The organism is Elusimicrobiota bacterium, assembly GCA_026388155.1.
GTDB lineage: Bacteria > Elusimicrobiota > Elusimicrobia > Elusimicrobiales > UBA9959 > UBA9634.
In genome coordinates, this window is record JAPLKI010000014.1 from 72,506 (window position 1) to 86,024 (window position 13,519).

13 protein-coding genes are annotated in these 13,519 nt (G+C 52.8%); 11 read left to right on the plus strand and 2 right to left on the minus strand.

Going from position 1 to position 13,519, the window contains the following annotated elements; genetic code table 11:
• Positions 1-315 precede the first annotated feature (315 nt).
• The 8 genes from NTX59_05880 to NTX59_05915 all read left to right on the plus strand — a co-directional run bounded on the left by NTX59_05880 (position 316) and on the right by NTX59_05915 (position 8,920).
• A complete protein-coding gene (locus NTX59_05880) occupies positions 316-945 on the plus strand; it encodes a class I SAM-dependent methyltransferase (protein MCX5785198.1) in 630 nt (209 codons plus the stop codon).
• 59 nt (positions 946-1,004) lie between these two features.
• Positions 1,005-1,328, plus strand: a complete 324-nt coding sequence (locus tag NTX59_05885; protein ID MCX5785199.1) for a hypothetical protein — start codon at positions 1,005-1,007, stop codon at positions 1,326-1,328.
• Between the two features lie 25 nt (positions 1,329-1,353).
• Positions 1,354-2,652 carry a HAMP domain-containing sensor histidine kinase gene (locus tag NTX59_05890; GenBank protein MCX5785200.1) on the plus strand — a complete coding sequence of 433 codons (1,299 nt, stop codon included), beginning with the start codon at positions 1,354-1,356 and terminating at the stop codon, positions 2,650-2,652.
• A 27-nt stretch (positions 2,653-2,679) separates the two neighbouring features.
• Positions 2,680-5,253 carry an SIS domain-containing protein gene (locus NTX59_05895; GenBank protein ID MCX5785201.1) on the plus strand — a complete coding sequence of 858 codons (2,574 nt, stop codon included), beginning with the start codon at positions 2,680-2,682 and terminating at the stop codon, positions 5,251-5,253.
• Between the two features lie 82 nt (positions 5,254-5,335).
• The gene (locus NTX59_05900; protein ID MCX5785202.1) at positions 5,336-6,535 is read left to right on the plus strand and encodes a radical SAM protein; all 1,200 of its coding nucleotides are present in this window, start codon (positions 5,336-5,338) and stop codon (positions 6,533-6,535) included.
• Between the two features lie 78 nt (positions 6,536-6,613).
• On the plus strand, positions 6,614-7,153 hold the full coding sequence (locus NTX59_05905; GenBank protein MCX5785203.1) for an RNA polymerase sigma factor: 540 nt from the start codon (positions 6,614-6,616) through the stop codon (positions 7,151-7,153).
• 169 nt (positions 7,154-7,322) lie between these two features.
• On the plus strand, positions 7,323-7,793 hold the full coding sequence (locus NTX59_05910) for a hypothetical protein (protein MCX5785204.1): 471 nt from the start codon (positions 7,323-7,325) through the stop codon (positions 7,791-7,793).
• A gap of 11 nt (positions 7,794-7,804) precedes the next feature.
• Entirely contained in the window at positions 7,805-8,920 is a 1,116-nt protein-coding gene (locus tag NTX59_05915) for a polymer-forming cytoskeletal protein (protein ID MCX5785205.1), read from the plus strand.
• A 124-nt stretch (positions 8,921-9,044) separates the two neighbouring features.
• Here the strand turns inward: NTX59_05915 and NTX59_05920 are convergent, their stop codons facing one another.
• Positions 9,045-9,857, minus strand: a complete 813-nt coding sequence (locus NTX59_05920) for an alpha/beta hydrolase-fold protein (GenBank protein MCX5785206.1) — start codon at positions 9,855-9,857, stop codon at positions 9,045-9,047.
• A gap of 73 nt (positions 9,858-9,930) precedes the next feature.
• Here NTX59_05920 and NTX59_05925 point away from each other — a divergent pair, with 73 nt between their 5' ends.
• Complete coding sequence (locus NTX59_05925; GenBank protein ID MCX5785207.1) at positions 9,931-11,091, plus strand: ATP-grasp domain-containing protein; 1,161 nt, start codon at positions 9,931-9,933, stop codon at positions 11,089-11,091.
• A 268-nt stretch (positions 11,092-11,359) separates the two neighbouring features.
• Here NTX59_05925 and NTX59_05930 read toward each other — a convergent pair whose 3' ends face one another.
• On the minus strand, positions 11,360-11,965 hold the full coding sequence (locus tag NTX59_05930; protein ID MCX5785208.1) for a DUF799 family lipoprotein: 606 nt from the start codon (positions 11,963-11,965) through the stop codon (positions 11,360-11,362).
• Positions 11,966-12,059: 94 nt separating this feature from the next.
• Between NTX59_05930 and NTX59_05935 the strand changes: the two genes are divergently transcribed.
• Both NTX59_05935 and NTX59_05940 read left to right on the plus strand, forming a co-directional pair.
• A complete protein-coding gene (locus NTX59_05935) occupies positions 12,060-12,869 on the plus strand; it encodes a hypothetical protein (GenBank protein MCX5785209.1) in 810 nt (269 codons plus the stop codon).
• A gap of 11 nt (positions 12,870-12,880) precedes the next feature.
• Positions 12,881-13,456: a hypothetical protein gene (locus NTX59_05940; GenBank protein ID MCX5785210.1), complete on the plus strand. Its 576-nt coding sequence runs from the start codon at positions 12,881-12,883 to the stop codon at positions 13,454-13,456.
• The last annotated feature ends 63 nt before the right edge of the window (positions 13,457-13,519 follow it).

Consider the following 13,519-nt stretch of genomic DNA (forward strand, 5'->3'; position numbering starts at 1 on the left):
AGGTGCCGTATCGGGGACGGTGTCCCTCAGACGGCCGGGACCGGGTTTGGCGAAGACGACCGGGGTCTTCCGCCGGCTCCGGAACGCGCCGTCCGCCTTAGGCGGACGGCTTGAACGGTCCTCGCCGTCCCTAATGATAGGCCGTCTGAAAGCCATAGGCCCTGATACGGCACCTGCGTAGGCATTGGGATTTGCTCCAGACCCCGGCCGTAAACCCTCAAAAGGAGCGTGCGGAAAATTCGCCGGCTCCTTTTATTGTTTCGTTGGAAATATTCACAACATGGCAGCGTCTGCATTTTCGATACAGAGAATCAAATGATATCAGCGGTCAAAGCCAATAAAAATTATTTCCGGGAGGCTTACCGCTCGGGCCTGCACGGCTGGGAAGCGGAGCCCAGCCCTTACGCGCTCCGCTACCTTGGCCGGCTCCGCAAAAAACTGCCCGGAGCGGCGCTTCTGGACCTGGGCTGCGGCGAGGGCAGGCACGCCGTCGCCGCCGCGCGTCTGGGATTGCGCGTGATCGCCGTAGACACCGAGCCGGGCGCCCTGAAACGGGCAAAGGCCAAAGCGCGCGCTGCCGGGGTTACCGGCTTGCGTTTTTTGAAGGCTGACGCGCTCGCGCTGCCGTTCGCCCGGGGAAGTTTCGATATTATTCTTGATTTCGGCTGTCTCCACCACCAGCGTAAGACCGACTGGCCGGCGTACAAGCGGTCCATCCTGCGGGCACTGAAACCGGGGGGATTTCTTATACTTTCGGTATTCAGCCCCCGTTTCCGATTCTTTAAGGGAACAAATCGGGACTGGCACATAGCGCGGGGGGCTTACCGCCGCTGTTTTTCCAAAAAAGACTTTCCGGCTCTTTTCGGAAAGGATTTTATGGTCCTTTCCCTGACGGAAGCCCCGAACGGTTTCTGGCACGCACTGCTGGAACGCGGTGTGAAATGATCCCCGCGGTATAGAATAAAGGGCAGGCGTGAAAATTAGGTAAGATATGAACAATCATTATGCGCCACAATAAATATCTATTACCAGTTCTCGCAGCGGCCCTTTTTTGCGCCTGCGCCCTGCCGAAACGAAAAATCCCGCCGCCCGCAGTGCCGGACCAAAAAGAGGCGGCGCCGGCCAAAAAAGAGGTTGTGGTAGTGAAGCTTTCTCCGGAGGACGCGCAAAAAGTGGATAGCCTGTATTACAAAGCGGTCGGCGCCTACAGCAACAACAACATGGGCGCGGCGCTGAAGTATCTTGACGAGATCTCCGCAATACACCCCTCCTATCAACAAGCCATGGAACTGCGGGAAAAGATAAGGAGCGTCTCCGGGAGCAGGTAAACTTCCTCCGCATAACCCAAATACCATGAAAATCAACAGGTTCAGGGAGATAGCAATAAACATCTCCCTCGTTTTTTCCGCGCTGGTGTTCCTGGTTATACTGGGTACCGCCGACCTCATACTCAAGGACGCCAGAAACTCCGTCTTCAAAGATATGCGCCTGCGCTCCGAAATATTCTCAAGGAGGGCCGGCACGGCCATGTTCCCGAAAGAAGACCTGTTCTCGCTGCACTTCCTCGTGAACACCATGATGCTGGACAAGGTCATAAAATACGCCTTGGTGTCCGACAGCGCCGGCAGAGTACGTTCACACTCCGACCCCGACAAGATAGGGAGTATAGACGCGAGCCGCGAGGGGGACGCGGCAAGGAACTCCAAGATTCCGCTGACGCAGAATTTCAAGGGCGATGACGGCCTGAATTATTTTTATTTTTCCGAGCCTATACTCGTGGGAAACAGACGGCTTGGCACCGTCGCAGTGGCTATCAACAGCGAAACCATGAAATACCGCCTGGCCGACACCACGCGCGATCTGCTGCTTATTTTCCTGGCGGCGCTGGGCGCCATGGGGCTGCTGTTTGAGATAAGGTCGCTGGTCCGCAAGGAGCAAAAAGCCGCCGCGTTAAAATCGGCCATGGTGCACACCGTCAGCCATGAATTCAACAACGCGCTCACGGTCATCGACGCCGTCATTTACCTGCTGGAGGAATCCGAGCCAGAAAAAAGCGACGCTTCACGCGCAGGCCTGTACCGGACCCTCGGCTATCAACGGAATTCTCTGAAGCTCTACGTAAAGAACATCCTGAACGAGGCCAGAATGGAAGCCGGCCGGTTTAAGATAGAAAAGAAGCCGCTGGCGCTGCGCGATCTGGTGGCCAGCTTAGTGTCGGCCATGGAAGAGCTGATGCGCAGGAAGAAGATTTCTTTTTCGCTCGACATGCCCGAGGGACCGGGCGTGGTGGACGCCGACCATGAAGCGCTGGCGCTGGTGATCTCCAACCTGATGGGCAATGCCGTCAAATACACTCCGGAAAGCGGCAGGATAGCGGTCCGGCTGGCGCCTGACGCCCAAAAAGCCGGCCACATAAATTTTTGCATAGAGAATTCCGGCCGCGGCATCGCCGCCGCCGATATAGAGAAGATAAAGACTGAATTTTTCAGGACCGGGGAAGGCCAGGCCGCCGCCGAGGGCTTCGGGCTTGGGCTTAAGATCTGCAACGACATGCTGCTGCTGCACGGCAGCTCGCTGGAAGTTACAAGTGAGCCAGGCAAAAACGCCTGTTTTTGTTTCTCTCTTCCAGTGGCGGCGGAGAACATAAAGTAAACTCCCGTTAAATAATGAGGTGATTTTATGTGCGGTGTGATAGGTCTGCGCTGCGAAAAAGACAGGAAGGATCTGGGCGCTGTCGCCTCCAGGCTTTTAAGAATGCTTGAATACCGCGGCTACGATTCCACCGGCGCGCTTATACAGGATTCCGCCGGGAATATTGTGTTGAAGAAGGATGTAGGCGCTCCCACGATAATCACGAAAAAACTGGGAATTGACAAGCTGGCCGGCAAACTGTTCTGCGGCCAGGTGCGCTGGGCCACGTTCGGAATGGTGACGAAAGAAAACGCCCAGCCCCATGATGTACGCTGCCACACACATATATACGGCGCTCACAACGGCAACATCACCAATTGCGACCAGCTGAAAGAATGGCTTGTCAGCCGCGGTCATGACGTGAAAAGCGATAACGACGGGGAAATGCTTGTTCACACTATTGAACACTTTTTCGCCATCGAGCTAAAAAAACTCAAAGACAGCAAGAACAAAGAACAAAGATACGCGGCTTTTAAGGCCGCGATAATTAAAGCCGCTAAAAAAACAACGGGCTCCTTTGCCGCCGTGGTCGTAGACCCTGTCACCGAGCTTATGGCCTGCATTAAGGCCGGCAGCAGCCTTTATATGGGCGAGGGGACGCATGACGGGCAGGGCGGTTTTGTTATCGCTTCGTCGGACCTGGCCAGCGTTCTTTCGATGACAAAAACACTTTATCCGATAAAAGAGGACGAGTTCGCGCTTTACACGCATGAAAAAGCCGATTTTTATAACATTAAAACCGGAGAGAGCATCAAAAAAGATACGACCAGAAGCCACCTGAAAGTGGAGGAAGCAGAACTGAAAAAGCCGTTTAAATATTTCATGGAACAGGAAATCGCGGGCGAAGTTGACGCCGCCGGAAAAGTTATAAAATATTTTGCCGACAAGTCGCCCCTGATCGCTCTCACCCGGAAAGTGACCGCTAAGTACCCTGAACTGGTTAAGGAGCTCAAAGCAGAAATACTCAGGCTGGCCTCCATAACGCAAGTTTCGGAACTCAAAACGGAAGTGGCCGGATTCCTGAGATCAAAGGCGACTGAAAAAGTTCCGGCTTTTGTCCGGGACTGCCGTCCCTCCCTAAGCACGCTTCCTTTTGAATCTTATCTCGCAGATTTTTTTGAGGAGCTGCGCGGCGTTCTCGGCCCGGAGAAAAACAACCCGGCGATCAAGTTCGCCGACGCGCTTTTTATGCTGGAAGAGATAGAAGACGCCGGGATAAGGGTCGACGCTTTTGTGAGACGGCTAACCGCATGTTACAAAAGCGGCAACACGGCCTATTTTGTGGCCTGCGGGACTTCATATAACGCCGCGAAATGCGCTTCGGTTTTTTTCAACAAGATAGCCGGCGTCAACATTACGGCCTATCTGCCGGGGGATTTCAGGTCGCAATGCCTGGAGGCGGTTGAGAACGGCGACATTCTCATCGGCATAAGCCAGAGCGGGGAGACAAAAGACCTGATAGATATTTTCAACCAGGTGAAAGAAGCGGGCAAAAAAGTAGTCCATATCAATATCGTGAACAATGTCAATTCCACTATCGCCCTTGAAAAGTCGGACATTTTTATCCCGCTGCACTGCGGCCCTGAAATAGCGGTACCCGCCACAAAAAGCTTCATCAATCAGCTTCTGGTACTTTATATCCTGGCCGTCTATCTGGCCGGGCACTTTTTAAAGGAAAGAATAAGATCGATTTCAAAAGAAAACCTTGAAAAACACAGGCGGAACATTTACCTTATTCCGGAACTGATCGGCGCAGCGATAAAGAACTGCCGTGACTCGGTCCGGCAGGCCAGCCTTGACCTGTTCCTTGAGCCGAGCATACATATACTGGCCACCGGAATGCAGGGGATAGCCAGGGAAGGGGCGCTCAAGGTCCGCGAAGTGGTTTTGAACCACACGGAAGGTTTTGAAGCCCCGGAGTTCAAGCACGGACCCAACACGATACTCGGCGTGAACACTATCTTCGGGATGGAAGGCGTCGGCGGGCTTGTGAACAAATTTTCGGACACTATCAAATACGCCATAAGCCGGAAAGCCGGAAAAAATTTACCGGCGGAAAGCCTGTACAGGATTTTCCGCGCCGTGTCCGACTACGCTTTTTTCGACATTAAACCGGAAGGCCTTTCCAGTGAAGAATCCGGGATATTCACCGGCATCTTCAGGGAGCATAATTTTTTCGAGAGCATGTACACTAATTATCCCCTTATCTTTGTCACCGGACCGAATTCCAGGGATATCAACCTTACTATTTCCCAGATCAATACGCATAAGATACGGGGCGCGAATATCTATGTGATAGCCGAGGAAAACAGGATCCTGCGGGACACCGCAGAGAAAAGCGTCCCCTCCATGTACTCGAAAACCTACAGATCTGGATACATCGTCCTTCCCAGGACGGGCGATGACCTGCTTGTTTTTTTCACAAGTTCGGTGGTACTGCAGCTTCTTGCCTTCGAGATGAGCGTAAGAAAAATGAAATTTCTCGACCGGCTTGAGATACGGGACCACGGCGTGCATCCCGACTCGCCGAAAAATGTCAGCAAATCCATAACGGTCGATTAGCCCAAAATCCCCAAGTTTGCGACAAATAACCCTGAACCAACGCGACACACCCTTGTCGCGGTCGTCTGCTATACTAAGCATTATGGACACAACTGAAAAGCTGAAAATTCTTTCCGGCGACGCGCGCTACGACCTAGCCTGTGCCTGCGGCGGCGGAAAGGAGGAGCACAGGCGCCGCGGGCCTGACGGCCGGTGGCTTTACCCGGTGGCGCTTGGGAACGGAAGGTATACGGTATTATTTAAAACCCTGCTTTCAAACGCCTGCGCCAACGACTGCAAATACTGCCCCCTGCGCGCGGAAACAAACGCACGCCGCTGCGCGCTTGAGCCGGAGGAAACGGCAGAAACCTTTATTAACTACTTCAGAAAGGGCAAAGCGTCCGGGCTGTTCCTCTCTTCCGGCGTGACCGGCACTCCGGACAACACAATGGAGAGGATTAACGCGGTGGCGCGTATTCTCAGGCACAAACACGGGTTCAGGGGCTACATACATCTGAAGATAATCCCAGGCGCGTCGGAGGCGGCTATAGAGGAATCTTTCGCGCTTGCCGGCGCTGTGTCTTTGAACATCGAAGCGCCGGGTAAAAACCGATTTGAGCGGCTTTCCGTTAAAAAGGATTACGAACGGGACATAATCCACCCGATGAAATTCATGGCACGGCTGGCGAAAAAAAACGAACGCTTTTCAAAAGTTAAATGCACCACCCAGTTCATAGTCGGCGCGTCGGATGAAACCGATTCGGAGATAGTAAGGTATATGTCCGGCATTTATAACCAACTGAAATTCCAGCGCGTTTATTTCTCCGCCTACCAGAAAGGCCTCGGCCGCCCCGAAATACCCGGCGAACAGTCCGGCCCGGCATTTTTTACAGAAGGGCCGAAGTGCGAGGCCAACCCCGCGCTTTTTCCGGACTGGCCGGAATGCGGGGCGGGCCCGGGCGCTCCGGCGCAGGCCTTCCTCAGGGAGCACCGGCTTTATCAGGCGGATTTCCTGATGAGGCGGTATGGTTTTAACGGAAGCGATATTATTTTCAACACCGCCGGCAACCTGAGCCTTGACCGCGATCCCAAACAGGCCTGGGCGGACGCGCATCCGGAATTGTATCCGGTTAATGTCAATAAGGCGGAACGCGAAACCCTTTTAAAAGTTCCGGGGTTCGGGCCAAAGGCGGTTGCCGATATTTTGAAGATGCGGCGCGCGGGCAGGGTCGCGCATATCGGAGAGCTGGGGATAAAAGGCGTAAGAGCGGAAAAGATAAAACGCTACGCGATTTTTGAGTAAAAAGTATCCGGCTTTTCCCGGAAAAATCGTGAATTGAAACTTAAACACCGGTTTTTTCGTATTATTAAGTAGAGGAACATGGAAAATACGGACATTCCGCTGATACAGCGCTGCCTGGCAAACGACTCCGGGGCGTTTGAGGTGCTGCTGGACCGCTATAAAAAACAAATATTCAGCTTTATTTTCCGGCTGATAAGAAATCCGGAGGACGCCGAAGATCTGGCGCAGGATACGTTCATTAAGGCTTTCCGCAATTTAAATTCCTACAACTCCTCATATCCTTTTATAACATGGCTTTTCAGGATAGCGCACAACACCTGTGTGGATTTCCTGCGGGCCAAAAAGCCGCAGACACTTTCTATAGACGATGAAAACACGCCGGATATAGCGGACGGGCCGGATTCAACCCATAAAACAGTCGAATTAAAACTCCAGCAGGAAGAGGCCGAAAAACTGCTGGCTGCGCTGCCGCCGCTTTACAGCGAAGTCCTGCTGCTGCAATTCCGTGAGGACCTGCCGATAAAGCAGATAGCGGAAATACTCCAGATCCCGGAAGGAACGGTTAAGGTCAGGCTGTTCAGGGCGAAAGCTCTTATAAGGAAGAGATTACAACGATAGCAGACCGATTACGACGATACGACACAGAGATAATAAACAATTAGAGCACCCTTACTTATCGCCGTCATCTGTTTTTTATCGCTGTAATCAGGCTCACTGAATCAGTGAGCCCTAAACAGATGAAACTTTTTCAGGGCATTATCCGTATTCTTTAATGGACGGCAAAAACATGGAACCCACAAGCGAAGACCTGGATCTGAAAGAAGCCCTGGCTTCACTTCCCAGTTACAGCCCCTCGGCACGGTTTAACTCCAATGTGATGAAAGCGCTGGGGTTAGAAGTCCGGCCGGCTTTCAACTGGGCGCTTGCGTTTGAAAAGACGATCGCGGTTATCGCCGCGTGCTGGCTGGCCGTAACATGTTTTCTCCTGATAAGGCTGCTTTTCGCTCACGCCGCGGATATATTTCTCTTATGCCTAAAGCCCCAAGCCCTTTTATCCATGCTCAAGTTTTACGCCCTGAAATCATGGCTGGCAGGTTCGCAGATCATGTCGGCCCTGTCAAAAGCCGTTGGAATAATTTCATTCTTTGCTGGAAAGGTCAATATTCTGCCTCATCTGGCCGCATCTTCTATTTTGGCCGCAATAGCAATAACGGCTGTTTCAAAGCCGTCAGCTTCTATAAAGTCGCATCATCAATAAGGAGAGGAAAAATGAAAACAAGAACACTTAAGACTTCACTGTTTACGGCCTGTCTGGCGGTGGTTTCGCTGGTGCCCGCGGGACATGCCAAATGGTCGCTGCACTCAAAACCTGACGACATCCGCCATACGGATGTGGTGATCGCCAAGGGAGAGACGCTGCGGGAGGACATAGTCACGGACAAATCCGTAACCGTGGACGGGGTTCTGGAAGGCGACTGCGTTTCCTTCGGAGGGCCGGTTACTATCAGGGGCCGCGAGGCCGGAGATATCGTTACAATGGGAGGCCCGGTAACCATATCCGGTCTTGTCAAAGGCGATGTGCTTTCTCTGGGCGCCGCGGTGGAGATCAGCGGGACCGTGGAAGGCGATGTCTCCGCGATAGGCTCCAATATGGTGCTCAAAGGCACCGCTGCCGTCACCGGGGATATTTCATCCGTCGGAGGTCACGTTGAAAAGGGAGATAAAGTCGCTTTTAAAGGCGCGATTAATTCCGTGGACCTCGGAGTACTCCGGCACGTGGCCCGGTTGGCAAGGATGAGTGAACCGCGCGGAAACGGGCTTCTGCCATGGCTCGCGGGCGGGCTGATAGGACTGGGTTTAATGGCGATACTCTCCATGCTCCTCGCCGGAATAGTTCTGCTGATACTGCCCGCGGTATTTTTTCCGAAAAATGTGGAAATGGTCGCGGACGAGATAACCGGAAATTTCTGGAAATCCGCGGGCATAGGGACCCTTATAATAATGGCTCTTTTCCCGGCGCTCATTTGTATGTTAGTGTCAATTATGGGGATCCCTCTGATACCTCTCGCCCTTATATTGCTTGTCGCCGCCAAAATACTTGGCGTCTGCGCCTTCAGCGCTGTGCTGGAAAAGCGGTTTTTTGAGGGCATAAAAAAACCCGGTCCGCAGGGGCTTATAGGCAAGGTAGTCATGGGTTATGTGCTCATGGCCGGACTGCTCATAGTCGGGCATGTTATCCCTGTATTCGGAACGATATTATTCCTTGCCGGCTTCATAATAATCGCGTTCGGCGTGGTTTTAGGACTGGGCGCGGTATTTACTACCAGGATGGGAACCGTGGAGGGGAAAAAACCGGTTATTCCGGTCCCGCCAATACCTGCGTAAGTGCGCCAGCGCTGAAGAGCTGAAGTTTTTTACTCTCTTCCGCCCCCATAACTTCAGTAATACAACAAGAAACCCCCACACCGGCGTCAGGTGTGGGGGCTTCTTGCTATTTTGTATTGTGATTTTAAACTTCTCTCTTATACTCGATTTTGTTAATTCTCCTGTCCGGGCCGGTTAATTTGAGCGTTCCTTCTTTAAAAAGCACCCCGGCTTTAAAGTCGGCCATGTACTTTTTTATCTGGGCGAGCCAGGTCTCCCAGTCATGAGGCCACCGCTCTCCCCATGGATCGTACCAGCAGGGGATATTTTTGTCTTTAAGTATCCTGGACAATTCTTTTGCCTGGTCGTTAAAGATCTCCCACGCCCCGTACCCGTGCGTTATTACAATGTAGCCTTCACGGAGTTTTGAAAGTATATTTTCGTCTTTCAGCCCCGGCATATAACTCAGCGGCTCGTTGAAATATATGCCGGTGTCGTAATATCCGTGAAGCTCGCTTCTCAGGGTATAAATTCCGCTGAGACACACGGCGCAGTCAAAGCAGCGCGGGAATTTAAGAAAGAAATTGGCCGCGTGAAAAGCCCCCATGCTGTTGCCTGTCGCCAGGAATTTTTCGTCCGTGTTGTAAGTTCGGGATATAAAAGGAATGACTTCCTCTATTATGCAGTCTTCGTACTGGCTGTGTCTTATCCCGATCCATTTGTCCTGGACGGGTTTATACCACGATTCCCAATCGCGCCCATCCACGGTAAAGACTATTATCTCGCCCCTTTCAATAAATTCCGCCATCGCCTCTATCATGCCGCGCTCGGCGTAATCAAAAAACCTTCCGCAGGAAGTGGGAAAAACCATCACGGGCTTGCCGGCGGTTCCGTAAGCCTTGAATTCAAAATTCTGTCCCAGCCTGGCGCTGAAGAATTTATGGTAATTAACCTGCATATAGAGCCATTGTCGTTAAAACAATAATACGAAATTTCGGCGTGGAATTGCGGAGTATGCTAAAATTGTAAATATGAATTTTGTTTTTCTGTCCCCGGCCTTCCCGCCTAACTATTATTTTTTCTGCCGGAGTCTTAAGGCCGCGGGGCTTACAGTATTGGGTATCGGCGAGTCGGAGTTCGGTGAACTTCGCCCGGAACTGCGCCAGGCGCTCGCGTGGTACTACAAAGTGGGCGACATGCATAATTACGGCGAACTTGCCGGCGCCTGCCGGTTTTTCACGGAACGATTCGGAACGATAGACAGGATAGATTCCCTCAACGAATACTGGCTGGAAACCGAAGCCCGGCTCCGCACGGAATTCGGCATCTTCGGCGTCCAAAACGACACCATCTCGGACATCCGGAAAAAATCCAGGATGAAGCAGATCTTCGCGGCTTGCGGCATACCCCACGCCAGGGGCAGGATCGTGAACAGTCCGGCCGAGGCGCACGCGTTCGCGGCGGAAGTGGACTTCCCTATTATCGTAAAACCCGACAACGGCATGGGCGCGGAGTTTACCTACAAGCTTGGCTGCGCCGCGCAGGTGGACGATTTTTTTGCCGGCAAACCCGACCGGGAGTTTATCGCGGAAGAATTCATAGAGGGGGATATAATCACTTTTGACGGGCTCACGGACCGGCAGGGGAAAATAATTTTCCGCACTTCGCATGCTTACGGGGAAGGCGTGATGGAATCCGTGCTTGCTGATTCGCACATTTATTATTATTCCGCGCGGGAAATTCCCGAGGACCTGGAAAAAGCGGGCAGAAAACTGGCGGCCGGGTTCAGAGTCACGGAGAGGTTCTTTCATTTTGAGTTTTTCCGGAAAAAAGACGGAACTCTTTGCGCCCTGGAAGTGAATATCCGCCCTCCCGGCGGTTTTACCATGGACATGTTCAATTACGCCTGTGACATTGACCTATACGCGGTATGGGCGCGCGTAATGGCCGAAGGGACGGTGGAGCTTGATTATAGAAGGAAATATCATTGCTGCCATATCGGCCGCAAATACCGGTTGAACTACAAATATTCCCACGAGGAAGTAATGAGCAGGTTCGGCCACATGATAATCCATCACGAAGAACTGCCGGAAGTGCTCGCAAGGGCTATGGGAGACTGCGTCTATCTTGTCAGGGCGGAGAATTTAAAAGATATCAAAGAAGCGGTAAGCGTGATCCAGGAACTGCAATAAGGATTGCAAACAATTAACAAAGGGCGGGGTATTCAAGCTGAAGTTCGGGTGGGGACAACCACATTATATTTTGTAAAAAGCGATTCCTTGGAGGGGTGGCGGCGGGTTTGTCTGAGGGGGTTTTCCGGAGGCCGACTTGGGCTTGCAGTCAGGGGAGGCCGAGGATAAGGGCCGACGCGCTGGAGGACCCGACCCCCTCGGACAAATCCGCCGACAGGCCCCCGAACCCGCAAATTCACAGATTAAGATTTGCGGCGCGCTGCGCCGCTTACCAGTCCCGCCGGGCCTTGCCCAGCTCCCGCACCAGCAGACGGACTACATCTTCAGATTCGGGCCGTAAGGGATTGTCCATAATATTTTCCACGGCCTTATTCGCATAACCCTTCGCCAAGATCTCCTCGGCGGCCCCTTTTGAGAGGCCGATCTGGGAATTGGCTTTACTCTTCTCGGTTTCCCACAGCGTCGTTCTGGTTTTAGGGTCCACAAGCCAAAGCCTCACTTTGACCGTGCGCCCGGCATATACTCCGATGTTCGCGTTATTGAAGGTCTCTATGTCGCCGTAAAGCAGCGCGTCGGCCCCAAGCAGCTCCGCCAGCTTGCGCGGCGCCGCGGAGTCCAGTTGGCCGCCTTCCGAAATGCCGATGCCCTGAAGCTTCTCATCCGCCTCCTTTATGTCGGTCAGGTTGAAGTTGGCCGCGGAGAGATAGGTGTCCAAAAGCTCGCGAAGAAGTTCCGGCGCCCGCAGATCCAGAGACTGGTTAGAGAGCGGCAGCAGAGCTATTGTGGACGGAAAAGGAGTCGCATGCCGCACGATAGGCGCTGTTTCGGCGCAGCCGGCCAAAACCGCAGAAAAGATGAAAAGAATATGGTACATATTGCGCATAATTCCTCCGTGTCATTGTGCTATTTGACCATTTTATAGTAATATAAATCAAACATTTCCAGTTTGATTATTAAGGAGCGTATTTATGCGAAAAAAAGTTTTGCTGCTTGTCGGGGCGGCGCTCGTCTTTTCCTTTATCGGAAAGGCAGAAGCGTCCGGTTCCTTCCAGTTCGCGCCTCCGCCTTTTCCCATACTGAATCTTCGCTCTGTCGACGCGGAGCGCAACAACAGCTTTGACTACATCGGCATGAAAATGGGGGGCTTCAAGTTCAACGCCCTCAACTTCGGGGGCAGCCGCGCGGTGAAATACTGGGACCGCGGAGGTTTCAGTCTCGGCGGGAACGTCCAGTTAATTCTGGGGAAAGGGGACTTTGGCGGCGGGGGCGACATGACGATGTTCGGCACGGGACTGGGGCTCCAGCCCAATTTCTATTTTGACCTCTACGGGGATGAGGAGGACAACTTCAGCCTGCCGTTCTACTTCGGCCCCCATCTCAGCGGAAGCTCGATAATGGGGTCGATGTCAACGGGGGGATATACGACCAGCATAATGGTCGGCACACTTCTCTACGGCTGGCAGGCGGGCATCCAGGCAGGCGTCAACCTGGGGGATTACATAAAATTCATCCCTTACATTGATTTCTCACAGGAGTTGGGCGGATTGGTGGGCACATCTTATTCATCCTCCTACGCCAGTGGCAGCACCTCCGCGAGCGTCAAGTCAATGCCGGTCGCGGCTCAGCCGGGCTTTGATATTATGTTCCGGAAAATAAGTTTAGACCTTGGAGGCGCGATCCAGAATTCAAAGAGCACTGACGGCAGCGGCACAAGCGTAAAGACCACGGTCTTCCATATACGGTTCCAGAAGAAGTTCCGCTCCATCTGCGGCATTTAAGGGAGGATTCTATGAATCAAAGAAACAACAACTTCATAACTTTTGCGTTCCTGGGTTTCTCCGCCGCGCTTTTGGGCGGCTGCATTACCACGCGCACGGCGTCATACCCGACCCAAAATTATAATACGGTGTTTAAAAGCGCCGTGGCCGGCGTCTGCTCGGACAAAAGGCTGCTGGTTTATGAAGCCGACAAGGCTAAAGGGGTGATCATGGTTCAGGGCCGCGGCATCTTCACAAATCTTCCCGAGACACCCATAGTGATTACAGGCTCAGGCGGCGGAGCTTCCGCCAAAAACACTTCCACTAAAAAATACAGGAAGACCAATGCGGGAACCGCGGGCTCGGGCGGCGGAGGGACTCCGACCGTCAGCATCACCGTACCGGGAATGAACAATCCCTGGCCCGACCGGATGATAGGGCTCATTTCGGACAATCTCCCTTCGGAGAGAACCGCACCCGCGGTTTCAGCGCCCTCGGACGACGGGCAGAACCTGGACCTGGAAAAGCAGAAGCTGGACCTGGAAAAGGAAAAACTTAAGTTTGAAAAAGAGAAGCTGGAATTTGAAAAACAGAAGCAGAAAAGGTAAATAATCTCTTTTTTTGAAAATAAAACTCCGTACAGCAGCCCTGTGCGGAGTTTCGTTTACCCG

Excerpts from the sequence above, each read along its gene's own strand:
- NTX59_05890 (MCX5785200.1), top strand. The coding sequence starts at position 1,354 with ATGAAAATCAACAGGTTCAGGGAGATAGCAATAAACATCTCCCTCGTT.
- NTX59_05940 (MCX5785210.1), top strand. The coding sequence starts at position 12,881 with ATGAATCAAAGAAACAACAACTTCATAACTTTTGCGTTCCTGGGTTTC.
- NTX59_05915 (MCX5785205.1), top strand. The coding sequence starts at position 7,805 with ATGAAAACAAGAACACTTAAGACTTCACTGTTTACGGCCTGTCTGGCG.
- NTX59_05895 (MCX5785201.1), top strand. The coding sequence starts at position 2,680 with ATGTGCGGTGTGATAGGTCTGCGCTGCGAAAAAGACAGGAAGGATCTG.
- NTX59_05910 (MCX5785204.1), top strand. The coding sequence starts at position 7,323 with ATGGAACCCACAAGCGAAGACCTGGATCTGAAAGAAGCCCTGGCTTCA.
- NTX59_05880 (MCX5785198.1), top strand. The coding sequence starts at position 316 with ATGATATCAGCGGTCAAAGCCAATAAAAATTATTTCCGGGAGGCTTAC.
- NTX59_05885 (MCX5785199.1), top strand. The coding sequence starts at position 1,005 with ATGCGCCACAATAAATATCTATTACCAGTTCTCGCAGCGGCCCTTTTT.
- NTX59_05920 (MCX5785206.1), bottom strand. The coding sequence starts at position 9,857 with ATGCAGGTTAATTACCATAAATTCTTCAGCGCCAGGCTGGGACAGAAT.
- NTX59_05935 (MCX5785209.1), top strand. The coding sequence starts at position 12,060 with ATGCGAAAAAAAGTTTTGCTGCTTGTCGGGGCGGCGCTCGTCTTTTCC.
- NTX59_05905 (MCX5785203.1), top strand. The coding sequence starts at position 6,614 with ATGGAAAATACGGACATTCCGCTGATACAGCGCTGCCTGGCAAACGAC.
- NTX59_05930 (MCX5785208.1), bottom strand. The coding sequence starts at position 11,965 with ATGTACCATATTCTTTTCATCTTTTCTGCGGTTTTGGCCGGCTGCGCC.
- NTX59_05925 (MCX5785207.1), top strand. The coding sequence starts at position 9,931 with ATGAATTTTGTTTTTCTGTCCCCGGCCTTCCCGCCTAACTATTATTTT.
- NTX59_05900 (MCX5785202.1), top strand. The coding sequence starts at position 5,336 with ATGGACACAACTGAAAAGCTGAAAATTCTTTCCGGCGACGCGCGCTAC.